This is a genomic window from Yoonia sp. TsM2_T14_4, assembly GCF_049602355.1.
Taxonomy (GTDB): Bacteria; Pseudomonadota; Alphaproteobacteria; order Rhodobacterales; family Rhodobacteraceae; genus Yoonia; species Yoonia vestfoldensis_A.
This window is the reverse complement of the sequence record NZ_CP187137.1, coordinates 2,504,993-2,525,163: the sequence shown is the minus strand read 5'-3', so window position 1 is coordinate 2,525,163 and position 20,171 is coordinate 2,504,993. Positions and strand designations below refer to the sequence as shown.

19 protein-coding genes are annotated in these 20,171 nt (G+C 63.2%); 13 read left to right on the top strand and 6 right to left on the bottom strand.

The window, feature by feature from the left end; genetic code table 11:
* The first annotated feature begins 149 nt into the window (after positions 1-149).
* The 3 genes from ACPF9B_RS12565 to ACPF9B_RS12555 all read left to right on the top strand — a co-directional run bounded on the left by ACPF9B_RS12565 (position 150) and on the right by ACPF9B_RS12555 (position 3,194).
* Positions 150-812 (top strand): response regulator, encoded by a 663-nt coding sequence (locus ACPF9B_RS12565; protein WP_424177769.1) that lies wholly within the window; start codon positions 150-152, stop codon positions 810-812.
* Positions 809-2,155: a sensor histidine kinase gene (locus tag ACPF9B_RS12560; protein ID WP_424177767.1), complete on the top strand. Its 1,347-nt coding sequence runs from the start codon at positions 809-811 to the stop codon at positions 2,153-2,155. Before ACPF9B_RS12565 ends, ACPF9B_RS12560 begins: the two co-directional genes overlap by 4 nt.
* A 61-nt stretch (positions 2,156-2,216) precedes the next feature.
* Positions 2,217-3,194, top strand: coding sequence for a DUF2125 domain-containing protein (locus tag ACPF9B_RS12555; protein ID WP_424177765.1), 978 nt, complete (start codon positions 2,217-2,219; stop codon positions 3,192-3,194).
* Here ACPF9B_RS12555 and ACPF9B_RS12550 read toward each other — a convergent pair.
* The gene (locus ACPF9B_RS12550; protein WP_424177763.1) at positions 3,191-4,171 is read right to left on the bottom strand and encodes a YcjF family protein; all 981 of its coding nucleotides are present in this window, start codon (positions 4,169-4,171) and stop codon (positions 3,191-3,193) included. The two genes, ACPF9B_RS12555 and ACPF9B_RS12550, sit on opposite strands and share 4 nt — an antisense overlap.
* Complete coding sequence (locus tag ACPF9B_RS12545; protein WP_424177761.1) at positions 4,168-5,580, bottom strand: YcjX family protein; 1,413 nt, start codon at positions 5,578-5,580, stop codon at positions 4,168-4,170. Before ACPF9B_RS12545 ends, ACPF9B_RS12550 begins: the two co-directional genes overlap by 4 nt.
* A gap of 94 nt (positions 5,581-5,674) precedes the next feature.
* On the opposite strand from ACPF9B_RS12545, the gene truA reads away from it, so the two are divergent.
* The 4 genes from truA (at position 5,675) to ACPF9B_RS12525 (ending at position 13,266) form a co-directional block, all read left to right on the top strand.
* Positions 5,675-6,448 carry a tRNA pseudouridine(38-40) synthase TruA gene (gene truA / locus ACPF9B_RS12540; RefSeq protein ID WP_424177759.1) on the top strand — a complete coding sequence of 258 codons (774 nt, stop codon included), beginning with the start codon at positions 5,675-5,677 and terminating at the stop codon, positions 6,446-6,448.
* A gap of 110 nt (positions 6,449-6,558) precedes the next feature.
* A complete protein-coding gene (locus tag ACPF9B_RS12535; RefSeq protein WP_424177757.1) occupies positions 6,559-8,334 on the top strand; it encodes an autotransporter assembly complex protein TamA in 1,776 nt (591 codons plus the stop codon).
* Positions 8,331-12,587 (top strand): translocation/assembly module TamB domain-containing protein, encoded by a 4,257-nt coding sequence (locus ACPF9B_RS12530; protein ID WP_424177755.1) that lies wholly within the window; start codon positions 8,331-8,333, stop codon positions 12,585-12,587. The genes ACPF9B_RS12535 and ACPF9B_RS12530 overlap by 4 nt, the downstream gene beginning before the upstream one ends.
* Before the next feature lie 106 nt (positions 12,588-12,693).
* Positions 12,694-13,266, top strand: a complete 573-nt coding sequence (locus ACPF9B_RS12525) for a hemerythrin domain-containing protein (protein ID WP_424177753.1) — start codon at positions 12,694-12,696, stop codon at positions 13,264-13,266.
* Here the strand turns inward: ACPF9B_RS12525 and ACPF9B_RS12520 are convergent, their stop codons facing one another.
* Entirely contained in the window at positions 13,267-13,623 is a 357-nt protein-coding gene (locus tag ACPF9B_RS12520) for a hypothetical protein (RefSeq protein WP_007206534.1), read from the bottom strand. It lies immediately after the preceding gene.
* 96 nt (positions 13,624-13,719) lie between these two features.
* Positions 13,720-14,529: a 4-hydroxy-tetrahydrodipicolinate reductase gene (gene dapB / locus ACPF9B_RS12515; RefSeq protein ID WP_040482976.1), complete on the bottom strand. Its 810-nt coding sequence runs from the start codon at positions 14,527-14,529 to the stop codon at positions 13,720-13,722.
* 97 nt (positions 14,530-14,626) lie between these two features.
* Between dapB and rbfA the strand changes: the two genes are divergently transcribed.
* Together rbfA and ACPF9B_RS12505 are read left to right on the top strand one after the other, a co-directional pair.
* Complete coding sequence (gene rbfA, locus ACPF9B_RS12510; protein WP_040483309.1) at positions 14,627-15,022, top strand: 30S ribosome-binding factor RbfA; 396 nt, start codon at positions 14,627-14,629, stop codon at positions 15,020-15,022.
* A complete protein-coding gene (locus tag ACPF9B_RS12505) occupies positions 15,019-15,735 on the top strand; it encodes a phosphodiester glycosidase family protein (protein WP_007206537.1) in 717 nt (238 codons plus the stop codon). Before rbfA ends, ACPF9B_RS12505 begins: the two co-directional genes overlap by 4 nt.
* Here ACPF9B_RS12505 and ACPF9B_RS12500 read toward each other — a convergent pair.
* Positions 15,702-16,148: an NUDIX hydrolase gene (locus ACPF9B_RS12500; RefSeq protein ID WP_424177749.1), complete on the bottom strand. Its 447-nt coding sequence runs from the start codon at positions 16,146-16,148 to the stop codon at positions 15,702-15,704. The two genes, ACPF9B_RS12505 and ACPF9B_RS12500, sit on opposite strands and share 34 nt — an antisense overlap.
* Before the next feature lie 104 nt (positions 16,149-16,252).
* Between ACPF9B_RS12500 and ACPF9B_RS12495 the strand changes: the two genes are divergently transcribed.
* The 4 genes from ACPF9B_RS12495 to ACPF9B_RS12480 all read left to right on the top strand — a co-directional run bounded on the left by ACPF9B_RS12495 (position 16,253) and on the right by ACPF9B_RS12480 (position 18,889).
* Entirely contained in the window at positions 16,253-17,161 is a 909-nt protein-coding gene (locus ACPF9B_RS12495; protein WP_424177747.1) for a tetratricopeptide repeat protein, read from the top strand.
* Between the two features lie 26 nt (positions 17,162-17,187).
* Positions 17,188-17,829 carry an LON peptidase substrate-binding domain-containing protein gene (locus ACPF9B_RS12490; RefSeq protein WP_424180426.1) on the top strand — a complete coding sequence of 214 codons (642 nt, stop codon included), beginning with the start codon at positions 17,188-17,190 and terminating at the stop codon, positions 17,827-17,829.
* Complete coding sequence (locus ACPF9B_RS12485; RefSeq protein ID WP_424177745.1) at positions 17,826-18,005, top strand: Trm112 family protein; 180 nt, start codon at positions 17,826-17,828, stop codon at positions 18,003-18,005. The genes ACPF9B_RS12490 and ACPF9B_RS12485 overlap by 4 nt, the downstream gene beginning before the upstream one ends.
* Positions 18,006-18,088: 83 nt before the next feature.
* Positions 18,089-18,889 (top strand): hypothetical protein, encoded by an 801-nt coding sequence (locus ACPF9B_RS12480; RefSeq protein ID WP_424177743.1) that lies wholly within the window; start codon positions 18,089-18,091, stop codon positions 18,887-18,889.
* Here the strand turns inward: ACPF9B_RS12480 and ACPF9B_RS12475 are convergent.
* On the bottom strand, positions 18,886-20,133 hold the full coding sequence (locus ACPF9B_RS12475; RefSeq protein WP_424177741.1) for a UbiH/UbiF/VisC/COQ6 family ubiquinone biosynthesis hydroxylase: 1,248 nt from the start codon (positions 20,131-20,133) through the stop codon (positions 18,886-18,888). The two genes, ACPF9B_RS12480 and ACPF9B_RS12475, sit on opposite strands and share 4 nt — an antisense overlap.
* Positions 20,134-20,171 lie beyond the last annotated feature (38 nt).

Sequence of the window (20,171 nt, the reverse complement as noted above, 5' to 3'; positions counted from 1 at the left end):
AATCGCCCCGTGCGCGTTAGCCAGTTTGTCATATTTTCCGCCAAGCCGATTGCATGCATAGCCATCATCATGAATGATAGCTTATCAGCTGTTTGGGCATGAACCTGACTGCAAGCACCCAGACAGGCATCACAAGTGCAAAGTAAGTTATGCGTATTCTCTTGGTTGAAGACGAGCCTGTGCTCGCGCAGCAGATCAACACCGTTCTAGTGACCGAAGGCTATGCCGTCGATATCGCCGATGACGGGATCGCAGCAGAGGCGCTTGGGGTCTCGCAGCCTTATGATACAATCGTGCTGGATATGGGATTGCCCGGGCGCGACGGGATGCAGGTCCTCAAGAACTGGCGCGCTGCTAGTATGCGCGCCCCCGTGCTGATCCTGTCAGCCCGCGATGGCTGGACCGAAAGGGTAGACGGGCTTGACGCTGGTGCTGATGATTATCTGACCAAGCCGTTTCACATGCCCGAACTATCCGCGCGGTTGCGGGCGATGATCCGGCGCAAATCCGAACAGGCCAGTCCGGTGTTCGAGCGCGATGATGTGGTGTTCGATTCGCGGATCAATCAGGTCATGGTCGCCGGACAGGGCATCAGCCTGACGGCGCAGGAACTGGCGGTTCTGTCCTATCTTTTTCATCACGCGGGTCGGCTGGTGTCGCGGACTGAATTGTCGCAGCACATCTATCATCACGATGGCGAACGCGAATCGAACACAATCGCCGTCTTTATCAACCGCCTGCGCAACAAACTGGGTGACAGCCTGATCGATACGGTGCGTGGTCGCGGCTATATGATCAAAGCGCCAGAATGACTTCGCTGCGCGGTCGGGCGGTAATCGGCGGCATTCTGTGGGCGGCAGTGACGATCTTGCTGGGGTTCGCGGGGCTGCAATCCTTTGTCGACCAGGGCGCCGAAGAGCGGTTTGACGAATTGCTGCGGACCCGCCTGTCACAGGTGGTCACGGCTGTTGAAAATGTCGCCGCCACCAACCCCGAGGCGATCGAGGGCGCGGTGGCCGATCCGGTTTTCATGCGCTCGATGTCAGGGCTGTATTGGCAGGTCGAAAACGAATTGGGTCAGGTGTTCCGGTCGGCGTCGCTTGACGATCATGTTCTGCCGCGCCCGCGGATGGTGGCAACCGAGGCCGCGAACGACAGGTTTCTCGGGCCGATGGGCGACCCCGTGCGCGCGATGTCCCGTCGTCTGACGCTCGATGATGGCAGTCTCTGGCATGTGCAGGTGGCCAAGTCGATGCGCGGTCTGCAGCAGGAACTGGCCCAATTGCGCGAGATCATGTTGACCGCCTTTACCTTTGTGATCGTGATCGGTGTCGTCGGTGCATTGTTGCAGGTCACTGTCGCGCTGCGCCCGATCGAAAAGCTGCGCCGCGACGTGCAGCAACGCTGGACCAGCGAAGGCGGGCTTGACCACGGCAAATACCCCGAAGAAGTCGCCCCGCTGGTCTATGACATCGACACGCTGTTGACCCGCAACCGCGAGATCGTGCAGCAATCGCGCAAACAGGCGGCTGATCTTGGCCATGCGATCAAGACACCGGCCGCGATCATGCGCAACGAACTGGACGCGCTGGCGCGCGCGGGCCAGCCCGTGGGCGAGGCGATCGCCGCGCTGGACCGGCTGGATGCCCAGCTCAAACGGGCCTTTGGCCGGATGCGCGCGCAGACCGGCATCGCCGCCCAGCCCGCCGTCACCGAGATGGACCGGTCACTGGGGCGGATGGTCTGCGCCTTTAGCGATATGGCGGCGCAGCGCAACCTGACCCTGACCGCGCAATATCCCCCCGGTCAGCGGTTGCGGATGGACCCCACCGATCTGGAAGAAGTGCTGGGAAACTTGCTCGACAATGCGCTGAAATGGGCCAGCACCACGATCCGGCTGACAGCCACACCGCAGGCGGATGTCGTCACCATCACGATCGAGGATGACGGGCCGGGCATCCCGCCCGAGCAGATCGCGCTGGCGATGGGCAGTGGCCAGCGGCTTGATATCGCCAAGCCCGGCACCGGTCTTGGCCTGTCGATCACGTCGGACCTGTTGCAAGCCTATGGCAGCGCGCTGCTGGTTGATCAATCGGTGGATCTGGGTGGTCTGCGCGTGCGGTTCCGCTTGCAAAGCGTTCAGCCACAGGGTTGACAAGCGGGTGTTTGCCCTTGCATGGCGCGCAAGAGCCCAACCCACATAACGGAGACTGGCCATGTACCGCCTGACCATGATCGTGATCTTCGCCGTGCTGCTTTTTAGCGGTTACTGGTTCGCAGCATCGCAGCTGTTGCAAGCCGCACCGGACAGGGCGGCACGCCTTTTTGCCGCCGAAGGTGTCGAAATGCAGGTCGGGTCTGTGACGACAACCGGCTTTCCCGCGCGGTTTGACACGGGTCTGACCGATCTGCGGCTAACACATGCCGCATGGGCGTGGCAGGGCGCGCGGCTGGATATGCAGGCCGACAGCCTGCGCCCGCTGGCAGCGACCGTCACCTTTCCGCCAGAACAGACGCTGCGCATTGCGGGCCAGTCGCTGCGCGTGACCAGCCAGGATTGGCAGATCAGTGCCGCAATACAGCCCACGACACGGCTGGCCTTTGATCGCGGCAGTCTGCGGATGGGCAATTCCGAGGTCGTGTCTGATGCCGGATGGCAAACGGGTCTGGGCGGGTTGGTCGCGACCATCGCATTGGCTGCGGATCAAGAGGCCATCTATGATACGACGATTACGGCGGATAATATCACCTTTCCCCGCCTGTTGCGCGACCAGATCGACCCGCAAGGCACGCTTGGCCCGCAATTGGATGCTGTCCGCGGGACCGCGCGCCTTACCCTTGCCCGCCCGCTTGACCGCAGCCTGCAGGGGCGCTTGCCCAATCTGGACCATATCGCGCTGGACGATCTGCAGATCGACTGGGGGCCGGTCACGGTGCAGATGTCAGGCGATGTCGCGGTGGATGCGGCCGGTATGCCCACAGGCGTGATCATGCTGCGCACGCGGCAATGGCAAACGGTGATTGATCTGCTGATCGCTGCGCGCATCATTGACGCGGGGCTGGCCCAGACGGTCACCCGACTGGCGGGGTTCATGGTGGATGGCGACGGGGTGCTGAACATCCCCTTGGCGTTTCAGGACGGTATCATGCTGGCTGGTCCGATGCCGATCGGGCCGGTGCCGCGCCTGCATTAACCGGTGCCGAACAGCCCGGTCAGCGCGCGCCGGACCAAGGCGGTGACCGACGGGCGTGGGCTGGTGTGAAACGGCAGCGGGCGGCAAACCTCGATCGCCGCGACCCCGACACGGGCGGTCAATGCGCCGTTGACCACGCCTTCGCCGAACCGCCGCGACACTTTGGCCAGCAGACCGCCGCCCGCGATGGTCCCGATCAGATCATCACCCACGGCCAGCGCGCCTGTCGCCACCAGATGTGCCAGCACCCCGCGCGTCAGCCGCCAACTGCCCAAGGTGCCTGACCGCCCACCATAGATTTCCGCGATCCGCCGGATCATCCGCAGGTTCGCCGTCAGCGCGGTGATCAGATCGGCCAGTGCTAGCGGCACAAAGGCCGTGACCATCGCGACCTGCCGTGCGGCGGTTTCGACCTCGCGCATGGCGCGTTGATCGAGCGGTTGCAGCACCGTCGTTTCCGCCAGCCCCAACAACGCATCGGCATCCAGCATATCGCCTTGGCGCTGGGCCAGCTCCGCCTTGCCCCATGCGGTATCGTCACGCCCGGCATAAAGCCTTTCCAGCGCGCTGATCACCTGCCGCGCGCCTTTCAGGTCGTTGCCGGCCAGCGCATCGCGCGCGCCGATCTGCAGCGCATCCAGTTTGCGTAACCGGCGAAAGGCCGACACTTCGCGCAGGCCGATGATGACCAGCACCAACAGCAACAGACCCATCAGGACGGTCGCGACCCAGCCCAGCACAGGCGCGCGCGCCAGCAATCCGGTGACATAATCCCACGCCGCTAGCGACATCACAAAGCCTGTCAGCAGCACGACAAGGCTCCAGAACCAGCGCGCCAGCGGCGATGGCGGGTGGCTTGCCACCACGGCAAGGCGTTGCATCGCGGCGCCCTGTGCCTCGTCCGGGACGGCGGGGGCGGTGTCGGGGCGGGCCATGTCCTGCCCGTCAAGATCAATCAGAACCGGTCTGCGGGTCATAACCTGTCCCCCAGCAAAAACTGCGCCGCGCGGTCCAGCCGGATATGCGGCGGCCCGTCGCCTGGGCGCAGGGTCAGGCGCGCAGGCGCGAAATTCATCACGCTGTAATCGGCATCGAGCCACTTGTCCGCGCCTTCACGCGCGGGTGCCAGCAGATGCGCAGGGTCATCAGGCAATTTGCCCGGATAAAACGCCGCCTGCTTGCCCCCGTCCAGCAACCGCCCGCGCACCACGTCCAGCGGGCCACCCGCATGCTCGACGGTGTCTTCGACCGTGGTGCGCAGGGCGGCAATCGCCATTGCGGCGGTCTGCGCGCCTGCGAAATCGGCACGGTCGCGCGCATCGCGCAGCAGGGCCTGCGTGATCGCGGTCAGTTGCGGATGCTGGGCATGATGCAGATGATCGGCCTTGGTCGCGGCAAACAGGATCTTTTCCACACGCCGCCCTTTGAAAATCCGCGTCAGAAACGCGTTGCGCCCCGGTTTGAACGCCGACAGCACGGCGGCCATCGCGCGGCGCAGATCCTCTAGCGCGGCAGGGCCGGCATGGATCGCGCCCAGCACATCGACCAGCACGATCTGGCGGTCGATCTTGGCGAAATGGTCTCGAAAAAACGGGCGCACGATATTGGCCTTGTAGCTGTCGAACCGCCGCGCCATTTCGCGGCCCAAGGATTTGCGCGCAAAACTGTCGCCCGGCAGTGGTGCAAAGGTCAGCACGGGCGATCCGGCCAGATCACCTGGCAACAAGAACCGCCCCGGCGTGCAATCGGAAAACCCTGCATCGCGCGCCGCGTTCAGATGCGCGGTAAACGCGGTGGCAAGGCTGGCTGCCTGCGGTTCCGACAAAGGCGCGTTGGAATCGGTCTGCTGCGCCAGCGCCAGATAGGCATTACCCCCCGGCCTGCCCTTGGCACGGGCAAGGGCTGCCTTGGACCATTGCGCATAGGTCAGATCGAGCAAGCCAAGGTCCAGCAACCATTCCCCCGGATAATCCACGATGTCGATATGCATGGTGCGCGGCCCTGACAGCCCCGACAGCAATCCGGCCGGCTGCACCCGCAGCGACAGGCGCAATTCGCTGATCTGGCGAGTGCCTTCGGGCCAGCTCGGGTCCGGCGCGGTCAGGCGGGCAAGATGGGTTTCATAGGCAAAGCGTGGCACGGTATCGTCAGGCTGCGGTTGCAGAAAGGCCGCCTTGATCGCACCATTTGCTGCGGCGGTCAGTTGCGGCATCCGCCCGCGGTCCAGCAGATTGGCCACCAGCGAGGTGATGAACACCGTCTTGCCCGCCCGCGACAGGCCGGTCACACCCAGCCGGATCACGGGGTCGGTGAAAGGCGCGGTCAGCGTGCTGGTCACGCCTTCGACGCTGCGTGTGATCTGATCGGCGATTGCGGCGATACCCAAGGCTGGCCCTTTCGTTGTTGATAAACAGATAAGCACGGCGTTGGCCGATGTGTAGGGATTGATTTTGCGCGCCTGCCCGCCTAATCGGGATCTTATGCCGCGTTATGCCCTTCTTGTTGAATATCATGGCGCGCCTTTCGCGGGATGGCAGCGGCAGACCGGCCTGCCCTCTGTGCAAGGCGCGATCGAGGCGGCATTGGCGAAACTTTCACCCGGCCCCCATACCATCGCCGCCGCAGGGCGCACCGATGCGGGGGTTCATGCGACAGGGCAGGTGGCGCATTGCGATCTGCCCGGCGATTGGGACCCGTTTCGTCTGTCCGAGGCGTTGAATTACCATCTGAAACCTGATCCGGTGGCGATCCTTGGTTGCGCGCTTGTCGCGGATGATTGGCACGCGCGGTTTGATGCGGTGGAACGGCAGTATCTGTTCCGCGTGATCGCGCGCCGCGCGCCGCTGACATCAGAGGTGGGGCAGATGTGGCGGGTGAACCATGATCTGGACGCCGCGGCGATGCAGGCGGGGGCCGATTACCTGCTGGGCCTGCATGATTTCACCACCTTCCGGTCGTCGATCTGTCAGGCGAAAAGCCCGGTCAAGACGCTGGACGAATTGCGCATCGAGGTTGTGCCGCGCGCTATTGGCACTGAATATCGGTTCCATGTGCGGGCGCGGTCGTTTCTGCACAATCAGGTTCGCAGCTTTGTCGGTACGCTGGAACGGGTCGGCGCGGGGGCATGGCAGCCGGGTGATGTCGCCCGCGCGCTGACCGCGCGGGACCGTGCTGCCTGCGGGCCGGTCTGTCCGCCGCAGGGGCTGTATCTGGCGGGTGTGCGCTATCCCACCGACCCTTTCGCGCGGGATTGAGCGTTGCAGCAAACACAGCAGCGCGGCGTTTGCAGGTGGGATTGGTCAAGCCGGACCTGTTGGGCTAGGTCTATGGTCAGACGCGACCAAAGCTATGGGGGAGGCGCTGCGTGAAAAGCAACCTGTGGATAGCAATCGCCCTTGTTTTTAGCGCAAGCGGGGCCTTGGCGCAGGACATCCGCCTTGTTGCGAGAACAGCGCGCGAGGCGCTGAACAATGCGTCGCTGTTGCGCGCACTGGATGATACTGCCGTCCCGCAAGATTACATTGCCGCCGCGCGGGCGGATTACCGCCGGCTTTTGACGGCACTTTATGCCCAAGGGTATTATGGCGGCACCATCTCGATCACGATTGACGGGGCAGAGGCTGCAAACCTTGCGCCGCTGGCCGCCCCTGCCAGCATCAGTGAAATTGTCATCACCGTGACTGCCGGCGCGCAATTCACTTTTGGCGAGGTTGCGATTGCGCCCTTGCCGCCTGCGGCCGACATCCCCGCGGATCTGGGCCCGCGCGAAACCGCACGGTCGGGGATGATCCGGACCGTGGCGCAGCAATCTTTGCGCAGCTGGCGTGAACTGGGCTATCCGCTGGCGCAGGTGAACAGCCAGCAGATCGTCGCCCGGCATGAGGATGAAAAGCTGGATGTCACCATCGGGCTTGATCCCGGACCACAGCTGCGGTTCAGCGCGCTGGAGGTGTCGGGCAACCGGCGGGTACGCAGCGAACGGGTGCGCGCCATCGCGGGGCTGCCCGAAGGTGTGATTTATTCCCCCGCCGCCGTGGACAGGGCGCAGGCGCGTTTGCGCCGGACAGGGACGTTCAACAGCGTATCGTTGACCACCGCCGATCAGGCGGGGCCGGATGCGACGATCGGAGCGCAGGTGCAGCTGGACGAGGCCAAAAGGCGGCGGATCGGCTTTGGTCTGGAGCTTTCCTCGATCGAGGGGGTGACGGTGTCCACCTTTTGGCTGCATCGCAATCTGCTGGGCGGGGCGGAACGGTTGCGCGTCGAAGCGGTCGTGTCGCAGATCAACGCTGATGCGGATGGTGTGGATTATGCCCTGCGCGGCAGCTTTAGCCGCCCCGCGACATTGGGCCCCGACACTGATTTCTATATCAACACCGAGATTGCGCGGCAGGATGAAGACAGCTTTTTGATCGATTCTGTCGAGGTTGAAGCCGGCCTGACGCGGTATCTGCGCGATGATCTGACCCTGCAGGGCGGGATCGGCCTGCTGACCGCGCGCGAAGACAGCGATCTGGGCAAACGCGATTACACGCTGCTGATCCTGCCGCTGCGCGCCACGCTGGACCGGCGCAATAATGCTTCTGCCGCCAGTGCGGGCTATTATCTTGACGCGCGGGCGACGCCCTTTGTCAGCTCTGACGGCGATCTGGACGGCGCGCGCCTTTATGGTGATGCGCGCATCTATCGGTCGTTCGGGGCGGATGACGGGTTCACCCTTGCCGCACGCGGCCTTGTCGGCAGCTTGTTGGGCGCGCCGATTGCCGAGGCGCCGGCAGATTTTCTGTATTATTCGGGCGGTGGCGGCACCGTGCGTGGCCAGCCTTATCAATCGCTTGGCGTGCAGACGCAGGTTGGCGGGCAGATTGTCACAACGGGGGGTGCGTCCTTTCTGGCAGCCCAGCTTGAGGCGCGCTATGCGATCCGCGACAAGATCGCGCTGGTTGGTTTTTACGATACCGGTTTTGTCGGCGACACCGCCATGCCGGGAGAAAGCGGCGCATGGCACGCGGGGGCGGGCGTAGGGCTGCGCTACACCACCGGCATCGGCCCGATCCGGCTGGACCTTGGCACACCTGCCAGCGGTGATGATGCGGGCGAAAGCCTGCAGGTCTATATCGGGATAGGACAAGCGTTTTGAGATTTCTCTGCCTGATCTTCCTGCTTCTTTTGCCTTTGCCTGTGATCGCTCAGACCGCAGACGACGACCGTGGCTATCTGACCGGCCTGATCGAGGACAACCTGTCGGGCGCGGATCGTATTGTTATGATCACTGGCTTTGAAGGCGCGTTGCGGTCCGAGGCCCGGATTGCGCAGATGACGATTGCGGATGCCGAAGGTGTCTGGCTGACGCTGGAGGATCTGGTGCTGCAATGGAACCGCGCATCGCTGTTGCGCGGCGCGATCAATGTCCAGCAATTGCGCGCGGGCCGGATGATCTTGTCGCGCGCGCCGGTGAGCGGTGACAGCGGCCCGTCGCCCGAAGCGCGGCCATTTTCCTTGCCGGACTTGCCTGTCAGCGTGTCAATCGATGCGCTGGACATCGCGCGCATCGAGATCGCCCAAAGCTTTCTGGGCGAAGCGGTTGTTGCCAGCGTGCAAGGCGCGGCTTCGCTGGCGAGCGGGCAAGGCTCGGCAAACCTGCTGGCTACGCGGCTGGACGGCGCGCCCGGATCTTTGCGGATTGATGGCAGTTATTCCAATGAAACCAATGTGCTGGATATCCTTTTCGACCTTGATGAAGGCTCAGACGGGATCGCCGCGCGCCTGCTTGACCTGCCGGGGCGGCCTGCGGTCAAGCTGGTCGTGCAAGGCGATGCGCCGCTGGCCGATTTTTCTGCCACGCTGGCGCTGGCCACCGACGGGCAGGACCGTCTGACAGGTGATTTCGCGCTGGCGACGGTGGATGGGCGCCAGCAGGTGCAGCTTGATGCCGGTGGTGATATTTCGGCGCTTTTCGCGCCGGAATACCGCGATTTCTTTGGGAATGATGCGCAGTTGCAGGTTGCGTTCAACCGTGCTGCGGACGGGCGGATTGATATCCCGCAGATCACGCTTGACGCGGGGCGCGCGCGCCTGTCGGGCGCGATCCGGATTGGCCCGCAGGGCTGGCCCGAACAGATCAGCATCACGGGCGCGATCACCCCTGTCGATGGCGCGCCTGTCTTGCTGCCTGTGTCGGGGCCGCGCAGCTTTGTCGATGATGTGACCCTTGATCTGGCGTTTGACGCGGCCGTTTCCGACAAATGGGCGCTGGATCTGACGATCAACGGGCTGGACCGACCTGGCCTGTCCATTGCCAGCCTTGGCCTGCGCGGTGGCGGTGTCTTGCAATCGGGCGAAGGCGATCAGAACGGGCGCGTGACCGCCAACCTGACCTATGGCGCGCAGGGTCTGCAACTGGATGATACCGGTGCGGCGCAGGCGCTGGGCGATGCGGTCAGCGGGATGCTGGTGATCGACCGGACCGAAGGCAGCCCGATTGCCCTGCGGCGCTGGTCGCTGTCCGGTGCCGGTATCGAGATCTTGGCCGAGGCCCAGATCGCCGGCGCGCGCCAAGGGTTTCGGACCAAGGCGGCCGCAACGTTGGATATTGTCGGTTTGCAGCGGTTTTCGACACTTGCAGGGCAGGATTTGGGGGGGGCTGCCGGGCTCGACATCACCGCCGATCTGACCCCGTTGGACGGGCTGTTCACGCTTGGCCTGACAGGTACCACAGATGATCTGCGCATTGGGATCGCGCAGGCCGATGCCGTGCTTGCAGGCGATGGCCGCATCGCAGCGACAGTGGTGCGCGACACCGCCGGCACGCGGCTACAAGAGCTGCGCGTAGCGACCGATGCGGCAGAGATCAGTGCCACCGCCACCCTGACCAGCACCGGATCGGTCGCGGATGTCACGGCCCGCCTGCGCGATGTGTCGGTCGTGCTGCCCGCGCTTTCGGGGCCGGCCACGACGACAGGGCAGGTGACGATATCTGCGGATGACCGGATCGCATTCGCCCTGTCCGGTGACGCGCCCGCCGCATCCTATACCCTGACCGGCACAGTCGACCCGTTGCCCGATGACGGGCGGAATGTGACCATCGACCTTGCCGCCGATGTGACCGACCTGTCGCGTTATGCCGGTGTCGCGGAGCGTCCGCTGGCGGGGGCTGCGGCGCTGCGCGTGCAGGGCTTTGTGCTGGGGGATGGGTCACGGTTCGCGCTGGATGTGCAGGGCGACACAAGCGATCTTGTCACCGGTATCGTCCAGATGGACCCGCTGTTGGCAGGTGCGGGGGATATTTCCGCACAGATCGCGCGTCCAGCGGATGATGCGCTGCGGGTCTCGGAGCTTTCGGTGCAGACCGATGCGATTGACCTGCGCGGCACGGCTGATTTGCGGCTGGACGGGCCGATGACGGCTGATCTTGCGCTGCGGATCGCGGATGCGCGCCTTGTCGATCCTGCGCTGGCGGGGCCATTGAGCTTTGTGCTGGATGCGGCACCGGACGCGCAGGGGCAGACCGGCGCGCTGTTGCAGATCACTGGCCCTGATACCGCGTTGCGGTTTGATGCGACCGTCGCGGGCCGACAGGCCGGTTTCGCCATGACCGGCGATCTAAGCGCGCAGGTGGCGGATCTGACGTCCTATGCGGGGCTGGTCGGGCGGCCCCTGCGCGGCAGTATCGACCTGACGGCGGCGGGCCGTGTCGTCCCTGATCTGAGTGGGTTTGAGGCGCAGGTCAGTCTGCGCAGCGAAGGTCTGGGCATTGGCAATCCGACGGCCGATGCGCTGTTGGCGGGAACCGGCCGGATCACCGCCGATATCGGCCGCGCGGAGGGGCTGCTGGTGGTGCGCACGCTGGAGGTATCGACGCCGCAAGTGTCCTTTGTCGGCGCGCTGAACAGCAATGCGGGTTTCCGGCAAGGCCGCTTCAACGCCAGTCTGCGCGATGTCGGCCTGTTGACCGACCAGATCAGCGGGCCGGTGCGTGCCACCGGCAGTGCATCGCTGGACGCTGTGGGCAATTGGGGGGTGGATGCCACTGGCACCGGACCCGGCGGGCTGACAGCGCAGGTGCAGGGGGCTGTCGCGCAAACGGGGACGCTTGATCTGACGATCAAGGGGGCGGCGCCCTTGGCCTTGATGAACACCGCGATCGAGCCGCGCCGATTAAGCGGGACTGCCAATTTCGACCTGCGCGCCGATGGGGCGCCGGGGCTGGATGCGCTCAGTGGGCAGATCACCTTTGCCAACGGGCGGCTTGCCGCGCCGACACTGGGGCAGGCGCTGAGCGGGATCACGGGGGCCGTGCGTTTGGGCAACGGGACGGCGCAGGTCGATCTACGCTCTGGCGTCGAGGCAGGGGGCAGCCTTGCGATCAGCGGGTCTGTTGGCCTTGGCGATGGCAATCCCGCCGATGTGACGATCCGGCTGGATGATGTCGTGCTGCAAGACACCCAGCTTTACCGTGCAAACGTTGGTGGCACGATCACCCTGCAAGGACCATTACAGGGCGGTGCGCGGATCGACGGACAGCTGTCGCTGGGCCAGACCGATGTACGGGTGCCATCATCGACGATCAGCGGCTTGGGCGCCTTGCCCGAGGTGGTTCACCGGCGGCCCGACCCCGCGGTCGTGACCACGCTGGCCCGCGCGGGCCTGTTGCCAAGCGGGGCGCAGGTCAATGGCGGCAGCACCGGCACGCGGCGCGCTTTCCCGCTGAACATCGTGATTGATGCGCCGTCGCGGATTTTCATCCGAGGGCGCGGGCTTGACGCGGAACTGGGTGGGCGGCTGATTATCGGTGGTACAAGTGCCGATGTGATCCCTGTCGGGCGGTTCGATCTTTTGCGCGGGCGTATCGACATCCTGCAACAACGGTTTGACCTGACCGAAGGCAGCGCGTCTTTGCAGGGGGAATTCGAACCCTACATCCGGCTGGTTGCCGCAACGACCAGCGCGACCGGCACGCAGGTCAGCATCATTATCGAAGGCCCCGCCAGCGAACCGCAGGTCAGTTTCGAATCCGTGCCGGACCTGCCACAGGACGAAATATTGGCGCAGCTGATCTTTGGTCGCGATGTGCAAAGCATGAGCCCCTTGCAGCCGGTACAGCTGGCAGGTGCGATCAGCACCCTGGCGGGCGGTGGCGGCGGAGCGGTTGACCAGCTGCGCCAGAACCTTGGTCTGGATGATTTCGATGTGACCACCGACGAGCAAGGCAATGCCGCCCTGCGCGTCGGGCGCTATCTGTCCGAAAACGTCTATACCGATGTCACCGTGAGCAGCGATGGTGGTACCGAGATCAACCTGAACCTTGATATCACCGATGAAATCGTGGCCAAGGGTGGCGTCGATCAGGACGGCGACACCGGCATCGGGATATTCTTCGAGCGTGATTATTAGCGACCGTGCGTGCCTGCCGGACCAGACCTGCGCCTGCGAACAGCGCCAGCACTGGTCAGGGCGGCGCGCAGGTATTAGCTAACCATCACGCCAAAAGGAAATGCCGATGTCCGATGAAATCGCCCTGATCAGCCGTGAAAAACTGCCCGATGCCCTGCGCGTGCTGCTGGCGGATTATCCGCGCGATGCATGGCAGAATGACCCTGGTTTCGACGGGCTGATCCGGTTCTGGCTGGACCGGCACCTGATGTTTCGCCGCCTGATGGCCGAGATGAGCAGCATCACCGACAAGCTGCTGGACCGCAAGCTGGCACCCGACCAGTTTGCCGCAAACCTGTCGCGCTATGGCGGCATGTTCGTCAACGGCTTGCACGAACATCACACGATCGAGGACAGCGTCTATTTTCCCAAGCTGATGCAAAAGGACAAGCGGATCAGCCGGGGGTTCGACATCCTTGACGCCGACCATCATGCGCTGGATGAATTTCTGGCCTCTTTTGTCACCAGCGCCAATGCCGTGTTGCAGGCGTCTGGCCCGCGCGATGCCTTGCAGGACAATGCAGGGGCGTTCCAGTCAGAACTCGCCCGGCTGGAAAAGCTGCTGAACCGGCATCTGGTTGACGAAGAAGAATTGGTCGTGCCGGTGCTGCTGCGCTATGGCAGTCGTGATTTTGGCTGATTATCGCAACCGAAAGGCGGCAGACCGGCCTGCACCCTGATCCACGGTAAACCGGATCAGGTCGTCGTTGATTTCGACCAACTGGCAATTATAGGGGATCAGCGACCCGCCCCAATAAAGCTCGCGGCAGAAATAGCCGTCCCGCCAGCTCCATGTGCCTTCGACATTCCAGCCGATGGCGCTGCCGAGAACCTGTCCGGTATCCAGAACATTCAGCGTGATCCCGTAAAACCGATGGCGCAATTGCTTGCCTTCGACCAGTGACAGAAAGGTGTCTTCGTCCGTCACCTTTACATAGCTGGCCACCGCTGCGCCCGCTGTCAGCGTGAGGCCAAGGGCCAGAATCAATGTCTTCATGATCAACCTTCGGTTTACTTGATGCTTTTACGCACAGACAATCCGGTCGGTTCACTTAGCCCGTTGGTTTCGGCTGATTTTGACCTGCACGGCGCGTTACAGCCCCAGCACATCCATCATGTCATAGGCCCCCGGCGCCTTGTCCTGCCCCCAAAGTGCCGCCTTCAACGCGCCGCGCGCAAAGATCGCACGGTCCGTCGCCAGATGGCGCAGCACGATCCGTTCACCGGCGGCGGCAAAGATCACGTCATGTTCGCCGACGATGTCACCGCCCCTGATTGCGGAAAACCCGATATCGCCGCGCTGGCGTGCGCCGGTCATCCCGTCGCGCCCCGCGTCGCGCACATCGGCAAGTGTCACGCCACGCCCTGTGGCCGCAGCCTCGCCCAGCATCAGCGCGGTGCCGGAGGGTGCATCGACCTTTTGATTGTGATGCGCCTCGACGATCTCGATGTCGAAATCGGGGTCAAGGGCGGCGGCGACTGTTTGCGTCAGCTTGACCAGCAGGTTGACGCCCAGTGACATATTCCCCGCCCGCACGATCACGGCATGCCGTGCGGCGGCATCAATCGCCTTGATATCATCATCCGACAGGCCCGTGGTGCCGATCACATGCACCGCGCGGGCCTGCGCGGCAAGGGCGGCAAAGCCCACCGTCGCCGCAGGTGCGGTGAAATCGATCACGGCCTGTGCGCGGGCGAAAGCCTCTAGCGCGTCATCTGTGACGGTGACGCCGGCAGGCTGGCCGCCCATGGCAGTGCCGATATCCTGCCCGATCCACGCATGGCCTGTCCGTTCCAGTACAGCGGCCAGATGGCATTTGTCTGACGCCAGCACAGCCTTGACCAACATCTGGCCCATGCGCCCTGATCCGCCTGTGATCACGATTCCCGGTGTGTCGGTCATGTCTTTGCCCTCATCTCTTTGCCCCGTCTTAGCGGCGCTTTGCCCCCGGTGCAAAGCCTTGCTTGGCTTTGTCGTCCACAGCGATTAAATGCAGGGCATGGCAAAGAATACACAACGCGATGGCAAGGCCCCGACGCAGCGCATGTTGCGCGTGGGCGAGATGATCCGGCGGACCCTGTCCGAAATCCTGCAAAGGGGCGAGGTGCATGACCCCGACCTTGCGCGCATGTCGATCACCGTGGGCGAGGTGCGCATGTCGCCCGACCTGCGGATCGCGACGGCGTTCATCCTGCCCTTGGGCGGGATCGGCAAAGAAGAGGCGCTGGACGCTCTGCGCCGCAACCGTCACGAGGTCCGGCATCTGGTGGTCAAGGGCGGGTCGATGAAATTCGCGCCCGAACTGCGATTCCAGCTGGATGGCACCTTTGACCAGATGGACGCGACCCGCGCCCTGCTGGCCGAGGATCACGTCAGGCAGGATCTGGACGAGTGAGGCTGACGCTGGTTTTGCCGTTGATCTGGCTGGCCCTGCCTGCGGCGGCTGTCACCTGCGAAGACGTCAGCTATCTGGGCAAAAGCTATACCGCCTGCACGGTCGATCCGGTGGTCGATGACCTGCGCCTGTTTCACAAGAACGGTGACAGCATCCTTGGCAGTTTCCGCGCCATCGAAGGCTTGCCCGATGTGACCGCCCTGCCGTTTGCAATGAATGCGGGCATGTATCACGCCGATCGCGCGCCCGTGGGCCATTACGTCGAAAACGGGGTCGAGGTGATGCGCGTCATCCCCAATGCCGGCCCCGGCAATTTCGGGCTGCTGCCCAATGGCGTGCTTTGCATCACGGACACATCTGCGCGCGTGATCGAAACGCTGCGCTATGTCGAGGATGCCCCCGTTTGCCGCGATGCGACCCAATCGGGGCCAATGCTGGTGATCGACGGGGCGCTGCATCCGCGGTTTCTGCCCGACGGCACATCGCGTTTCCTGCGCAACGGGGTCGGCACGACCGCAAACGGGGATCGCGCGGTTTTCGTGATTTCCAACGATGTGGTCAGTTTCCACGAATTCGCCAGCTTTTTCCGCGACCACCTGCAAATGCCCGATGCGCTGTATTTTGATGGCAAGGTGTCGCGGCTGCATGCGCCGGCGCTGGGCCGGTCGGATTTCGGCGCTCAGATGGGGCCGATGGTCGGCGTGGTCGAATAGGCCAGCGCGATGATCCGGTCCACATCCGCGCTGGTGGGCAGGGACGCCACATCGGCAAGCGCGATCCAGCCTGCGTCTGACACGTCATCGGCGGCGACAGGCGTGCCGCTGACATAATCGCACAGCACGACGGCCAACAGGAAATGAAACTGCAACGCGCCCGCAGGGTCGTGCAGGATGATGTCCAGATTGGTCAGATACCGGACAGCGCGCGCGATCACGCCGGTTTCCTCGGCCAGTTCGCGGGTGGCGGCGGCCAGCGCTGTTTCGCCCGGCTCCACATGCCCGCCCGGAAACCCCCAAAGCCCCGCATCCGGAGGGTTCTTGCGCCGCACCAGCAGGACCTTGCCCTGATGCAGCACAACGGCGATGGCCCCCAGACGGGGCAGGGCGGGACGGGCTGTGGTTTCCATATGGGCAGCCTATGCCTGCAGCAGCGCAAGCGAAAGTGTCATTGCCCCTTGGCGCAGGCCGCTTTTGCCCACATATATGCCCCAGCCCGTTAAAGGAGACCGCGATGCTGGAACTGAACGCCAAACCGACCCCCCCTGTGGATGTCATCAAGGACGGCACCGATGCCAGTTTCCCCCAAGATGTGATCGCGGCCTCGCAGGATGTGCCGGTGATCGTCGATTTCTGGGCGCCGTGGTGCGGCCCGTGCAAAACCCTTGGCCCCGCGATCGAAGCCGCCGTGACCAAGGCAGGCGGGCGCGTCAAGCTCGTCAAGATCGACGTGGACCGCAACCCCGGCTATGCCGGCCAGCTGCGGGTACAGTCGATCCCCACGGTTTACGCATTCTATCAAGGCCGTCCGGTCGACGGGTTCCAAGGCGCGCTGCCACCGTCCGAGATCAACGCCTTTGTCGAAAAGATCGCAGCCCTTGCTGGCGAACCTGATGACGGTCTGGCCGGTGCTATCGAGGCCGCCGAACAGATGCTGACCGAAGGTGCCGTGACAGACGCCACCGAAACCTTTGCCGCGGTCCTGCAAGAAGACCCCGCCAATGCTGCCGCCTATGCCGGTCTGGTGCGCTGCTATCTTGCGCTGGACGACGTCGATCAGGCCGAGGCGATCCTGAACGGCGCACCTGCCGAAATCTCGACCGACCCCGCGCTGGAGGCGTTGCACGCCCAGATCACCCTGCTGCGCGAGGCGGCGAATGCCGGACCCGTGGGCGAATTGCAGGCGCTGGTTGATGCCGACCCCGCCAACCATCAGGCGCGGTTCGATCTGGCGGTGGCGCTGCATGCCAATGGTCAGGTCGAAGAAGCGGTGAACGAACTGCTGGACCTGTTCCGCCGCGACCGTGACTGGAACGACGGGGCCGCAAAAACCCAGCTGTTCAAGATTTTCGACGCTCGCGATGCCAAGGACCCGATCGTGCTGTCCGGACGGCGCCGGTTGTCGTCAATGATATTTGCCTGAGGGCAAAGGCGGACTATGTCATGCCAATGATATCATCAACTGATCTGCCGGACACCATTCCGGTGTTCCCCCTGCCCGGCGCGCTGCTTTTGCCGCGTTCGCGCTTGCCGTTGCACCTGTTCGAGCCGCGCTATCTTGCGATGCTGGACGATGTGATGAAAACATCCTCGCGGCTGATCGGGATGGTGCAACCCTATGACGCCCCCGGTGCGGCAGGCAAGCTGCACAGCATCGGCTGCGCGGGCAAGCTGACGGCGTTTTCCGAAACCGAGGACGGGCGGTACATGGTCACCCTGTCCGGCGCGTCCCGTTTCCGTATCGTGGAAGAGATCGAAGGTTTCACCCCCTACCGCCGCTGCAAGGTCAGCTGGCAAGGGTTTTCGCGCGATCTGGGGCCGGTGGAAAAAGACGAAAACTTTGACCGCGACAGTTTCATGAAGGCGTTGAACCGGTTTCTGGTGGATCAGGGCCTGTCCACCGATTGGGACAGCCTGAGCGAGGCCGAAGATGAATTGCTGATCAATTCGCTGTCGATGCTTTGCCCTTTCACACCAGAAGACAAACAAGCCCTGCTGGAAGCCCCGTCGCTGTCCACACGGCGCGAAACCCTGTTGACGCTGATGGAATATGCCCTGCGCGGCGGCAACGGAGAAGGTGTGATGCAATGAACGAGCCCGGTTTCGACCCCAAGATGCTGGAGGCTTTGGTCTGCCCCATCACCCACGCGACCCTGCGCTATGATGCCGAGCGGCAGGAACTGGTCAGCGAAAACGCCCATCTGGCGTTCCCGATCAGGAACGGGATTCCGGTGATGCTGGTGGACGAGGCGCGGCAGGTAGACTGATGCGCGGACGATGTCGTTGACAATCGGTGTTGCCTGTCCATAGACCTACGACCAGTATTTGCTGTTGTGTCAGGGTTAAGGTTGTGGATTTCCAAGTTGCGAGTTTCTGGTTCGGTGCGCCGTTGTCCTGTGTTGAAAGAGTTTGCATCCAGTCTTTCCTCGATCACGGTTACACGTTCAATCTTTATGTTCTTGACCTGACCATGGACGTGCCGGACGGTGTGATCTTGCATGATGCAAGGAGCATCTATTCCGACGAAGAATTTCAAAAACACCCTTCCTCACGGCGTCGTGCGGCGGTTTATTCCGATGTTTTTCGCATACATCTGCTGCAAATGACGGATCATGTTTGGGTCGATCTGGACATCTATTGCGTCAATCCTTTGGATTTTTCCTCAGACTATCTGTTCGGCGTTGTCTGGCGCAACAAAGCGGTCAACAATTGTGTGCTGCGCCTGCCGAAAAACTCGCTTGCGTTGAAGCTGATCCTTGAATTTCTTTCGTCAGAAGTCCCGCTGCCGCATTGGCTAGGCGCTGACAGGATCAAGGGTCTTGTCAGCAAATATGAGACCGAAGGACAGATTTCGCTTTATGATCTGCCGTGGACGACAACCGGCCCAAGCGTCACCCGCTGGGCGTTAAGCATCACCGGCGAAATCAGTCGCGGTCAGCATTGGCATACATATTGGCCAGCAAGGGGTTTTCTGGATCCCGAAAGAGCCATCGAAAGCTATGAACAACCTTGGGTGCGGTTTCACCATTTCCAAGGCGAGACGCGCGGTGATTTGCGCAAACATTTCTCTGGTGTCCCGCCGCGCGGAAGCTACATCGATTTGATCTGTCAGCGGCACAAGATCGATGTCGATCGGTACCCCGTCATCTAACCCTGCATCAAGCTTGGCAAATCCCCGTTCAGCCCTGCCGCCTGCCGCATGAAGCCGCGGCGCAGGCGCGGGGCGCTGTTGACCAGCCCCATACCCATATCGCGGGCAGCGCGGATCAGGGGGTTGTCGTTGGAAAACAGCCGGTTGAACGTGTCGGTTGCCAGTGCCAGCGTCGCCGTGTCGAACCGCCGCCATTCCTGATAGCGCTGCAAGGTCTGGGCGCTGCCGATATCCTCACCGCGGCTACGCGCGGTGGTCAGCACATCGGCCAAGGCCGCCACGTCGCGCAAACCGGCGTTCAGCCCTTGCCCCGCAATCGGGTGGATGCCGTGTGCGGCGTCGCCGACCAGCGCCATCCGGCCTGCGATCAGGCTGTTGGCCAGCGTCAGGTTCAAAGGATAGCTGAACCGCGCGCCGGTCAGCTGGATATTGCCAAGAAAACTGCCAAAGGCAGGTTTCAGCGCGTTCAGGAACGCCGCATCATCCATTGCGACCAATTCCTGCGCGCGGGCGCGCCGTTCGCTCCAGACGATGGAACTGCGGTTTTCCGTCAGCGGCAGGATTGCCAGCGGGCCTGCGGGCATGAAGAACTGATGCGCGATCCCGCTATGCGGTTTGTCATGTGCCACGGCGCAGACAACGGCGGTTTGCCCGTAGTCCCAGCCGGTACGCTTGATCCCTGCACGTTCGGCGGTGCCGGATTTGCGCCCGTCCGATCCGACCAGCAGCTGCGCGTCCAGCGCCTCGCCATTGGCCAGCGTCACCTGCACGCCGCCTGCTGTGACCATCTGCCCTATGACGGTCTGCCCTGCCAGATGGGTGATCCTGCCATCTGCCGCCATCGCATCCAGAAAGGCGCGGCGCAGGTGCCGGTCTTCGACCAGATAGCCCATCGGGCCTTCTTCGATTTCGGCATGGTCGAAATGCATCATCCAGGGGCTGGGGCCTTCGCCCGCGCGCCCGTCAGTGACCTTGATTTCCAGCATGGGCTGGGCATTGGCCGCGATCACCGGCCAGATGCCGATACTGCGCAACAGCCGTGCAGAGGTCAGCGCCAGCGCATAGGACCGCCCGTCAAAAGCGGGGTCCGTGTGGACCGGCACAGGCTGGCTGTCGATCACCGTCACGGTGAATCCTGCTTGTGCCGCCGCCAAGGCCAAGGCGGGGCCGTTCAGCCCGCCGCCCACGATGATGATATCTGTGTTCATGGGCCGCAATATGACCCCGCAGGCGGGATTGTCCATGCGCCTTTGCGCCGCTACGGTTCCGCCAAACAGGAGAA

Excerpts from the sequence above, each read along its gene's own strand:
- ACPF9B_RS12500 (WP_424177749.1), bottom strand. The coding sequence starts at position 16,148 with ATGGAAACCACAGCCCGTCCCGCCCTGCCCCGTCTGGGGGCCATCGCC.
- ACPF9B_RS12520 (WP_007206534.1), bottom strand. The coding sequence starts at position 13,623 with ATGAAGACATTGATTCTGGCCCTTGGCCTCACGCTGACAGCGGGCGCA.
- ACPF9B_RS12495 (WP_424177747.1), top strand. The coding sequence starts at position 16,253 with ATGCTGGAACTGAACGCCAAACCGACCCCCCCTGTGGATGTCATCAAG.
- ACPF9B_RS12485 (WP_424177745.1), top strand. The coding sequence starts at position 17,826 with ATGAACGAGCCCGGTTTCGACCCCAAGATGCTGGAGGCTTTGGTCTGC.
- dapB (WP_040482976.1), bottom strand. The coding sequence starts at position 14,529 with ATGACCGACACACCGGGAATCGTGATCACAGGCGGATCAGGGCGCATG.
- ACPF9B_RS12555 (WP_424177765.1), top strand. The coding sequence starts at position 2,217 with ATGTACCGCCTGACCATGATCGTGATCTTCGCCGTGCTGCTTTTTAGC.
- rbfA (WP_040483309.1), top strand. The coding sequence starts at position 14,627 with ATGGCAAAGAATACACAACGCGATGGCAAGGCCCCGACGCAGCGCATG.
- ACPF9B_RS12550 (WP_424177763.1), bottom strand. The coding sequence starts at position 4,171 with ATGACCCGCAGACCGGTTCTGATTGATCTTGACGGGCAGGACATGGCC.
- ACPF9B_RS12475 (WP_424177741.1), bottom strand. The coding sequence starts at position 20,133 with ATGGACAATCCCGCCTGCGGGGTCATATTGCGGCCCATGAACACAGAT.
- ACPF9B_RS12525 (WP_424177753.1), top strand. The coding sequence starts at position 12,694 with ATGTCCGATGAAATCGCCCTGATCAGCCGTGAAAAACTGCCCGATGCC.
- ACPF9B_RS12490 (WP_424180426.1), top strand. The coding sequence starts at position 17,188 with ATGATATCATCAACTGATCTGCCGGACACCATTCCGGTGTTCCCCCTG.
- truA (WP_424177759.1), top strand. The coding sequence starts at position 5,675 with ATGCCGCGTTATGCCCTTCTTGTTGAATATCATGGCGCGCCTTTCGCG.
- ACPF9B_RS12565 (WP_424177769.1), top strand. The coding sequence starts at position 150 with ATGCGTATTCTCTTGGTTGAAGACGAGCCTGTGCTCGCGCAGCAGATC.
- ACPF9B_RS12560 (WP_424177767.1), top strand. The coding sequence starts at position 809 with ATGACTTCGCTGCGCGGTCGGGCGGTAATCGGCGGCATTCTGTGGGCG.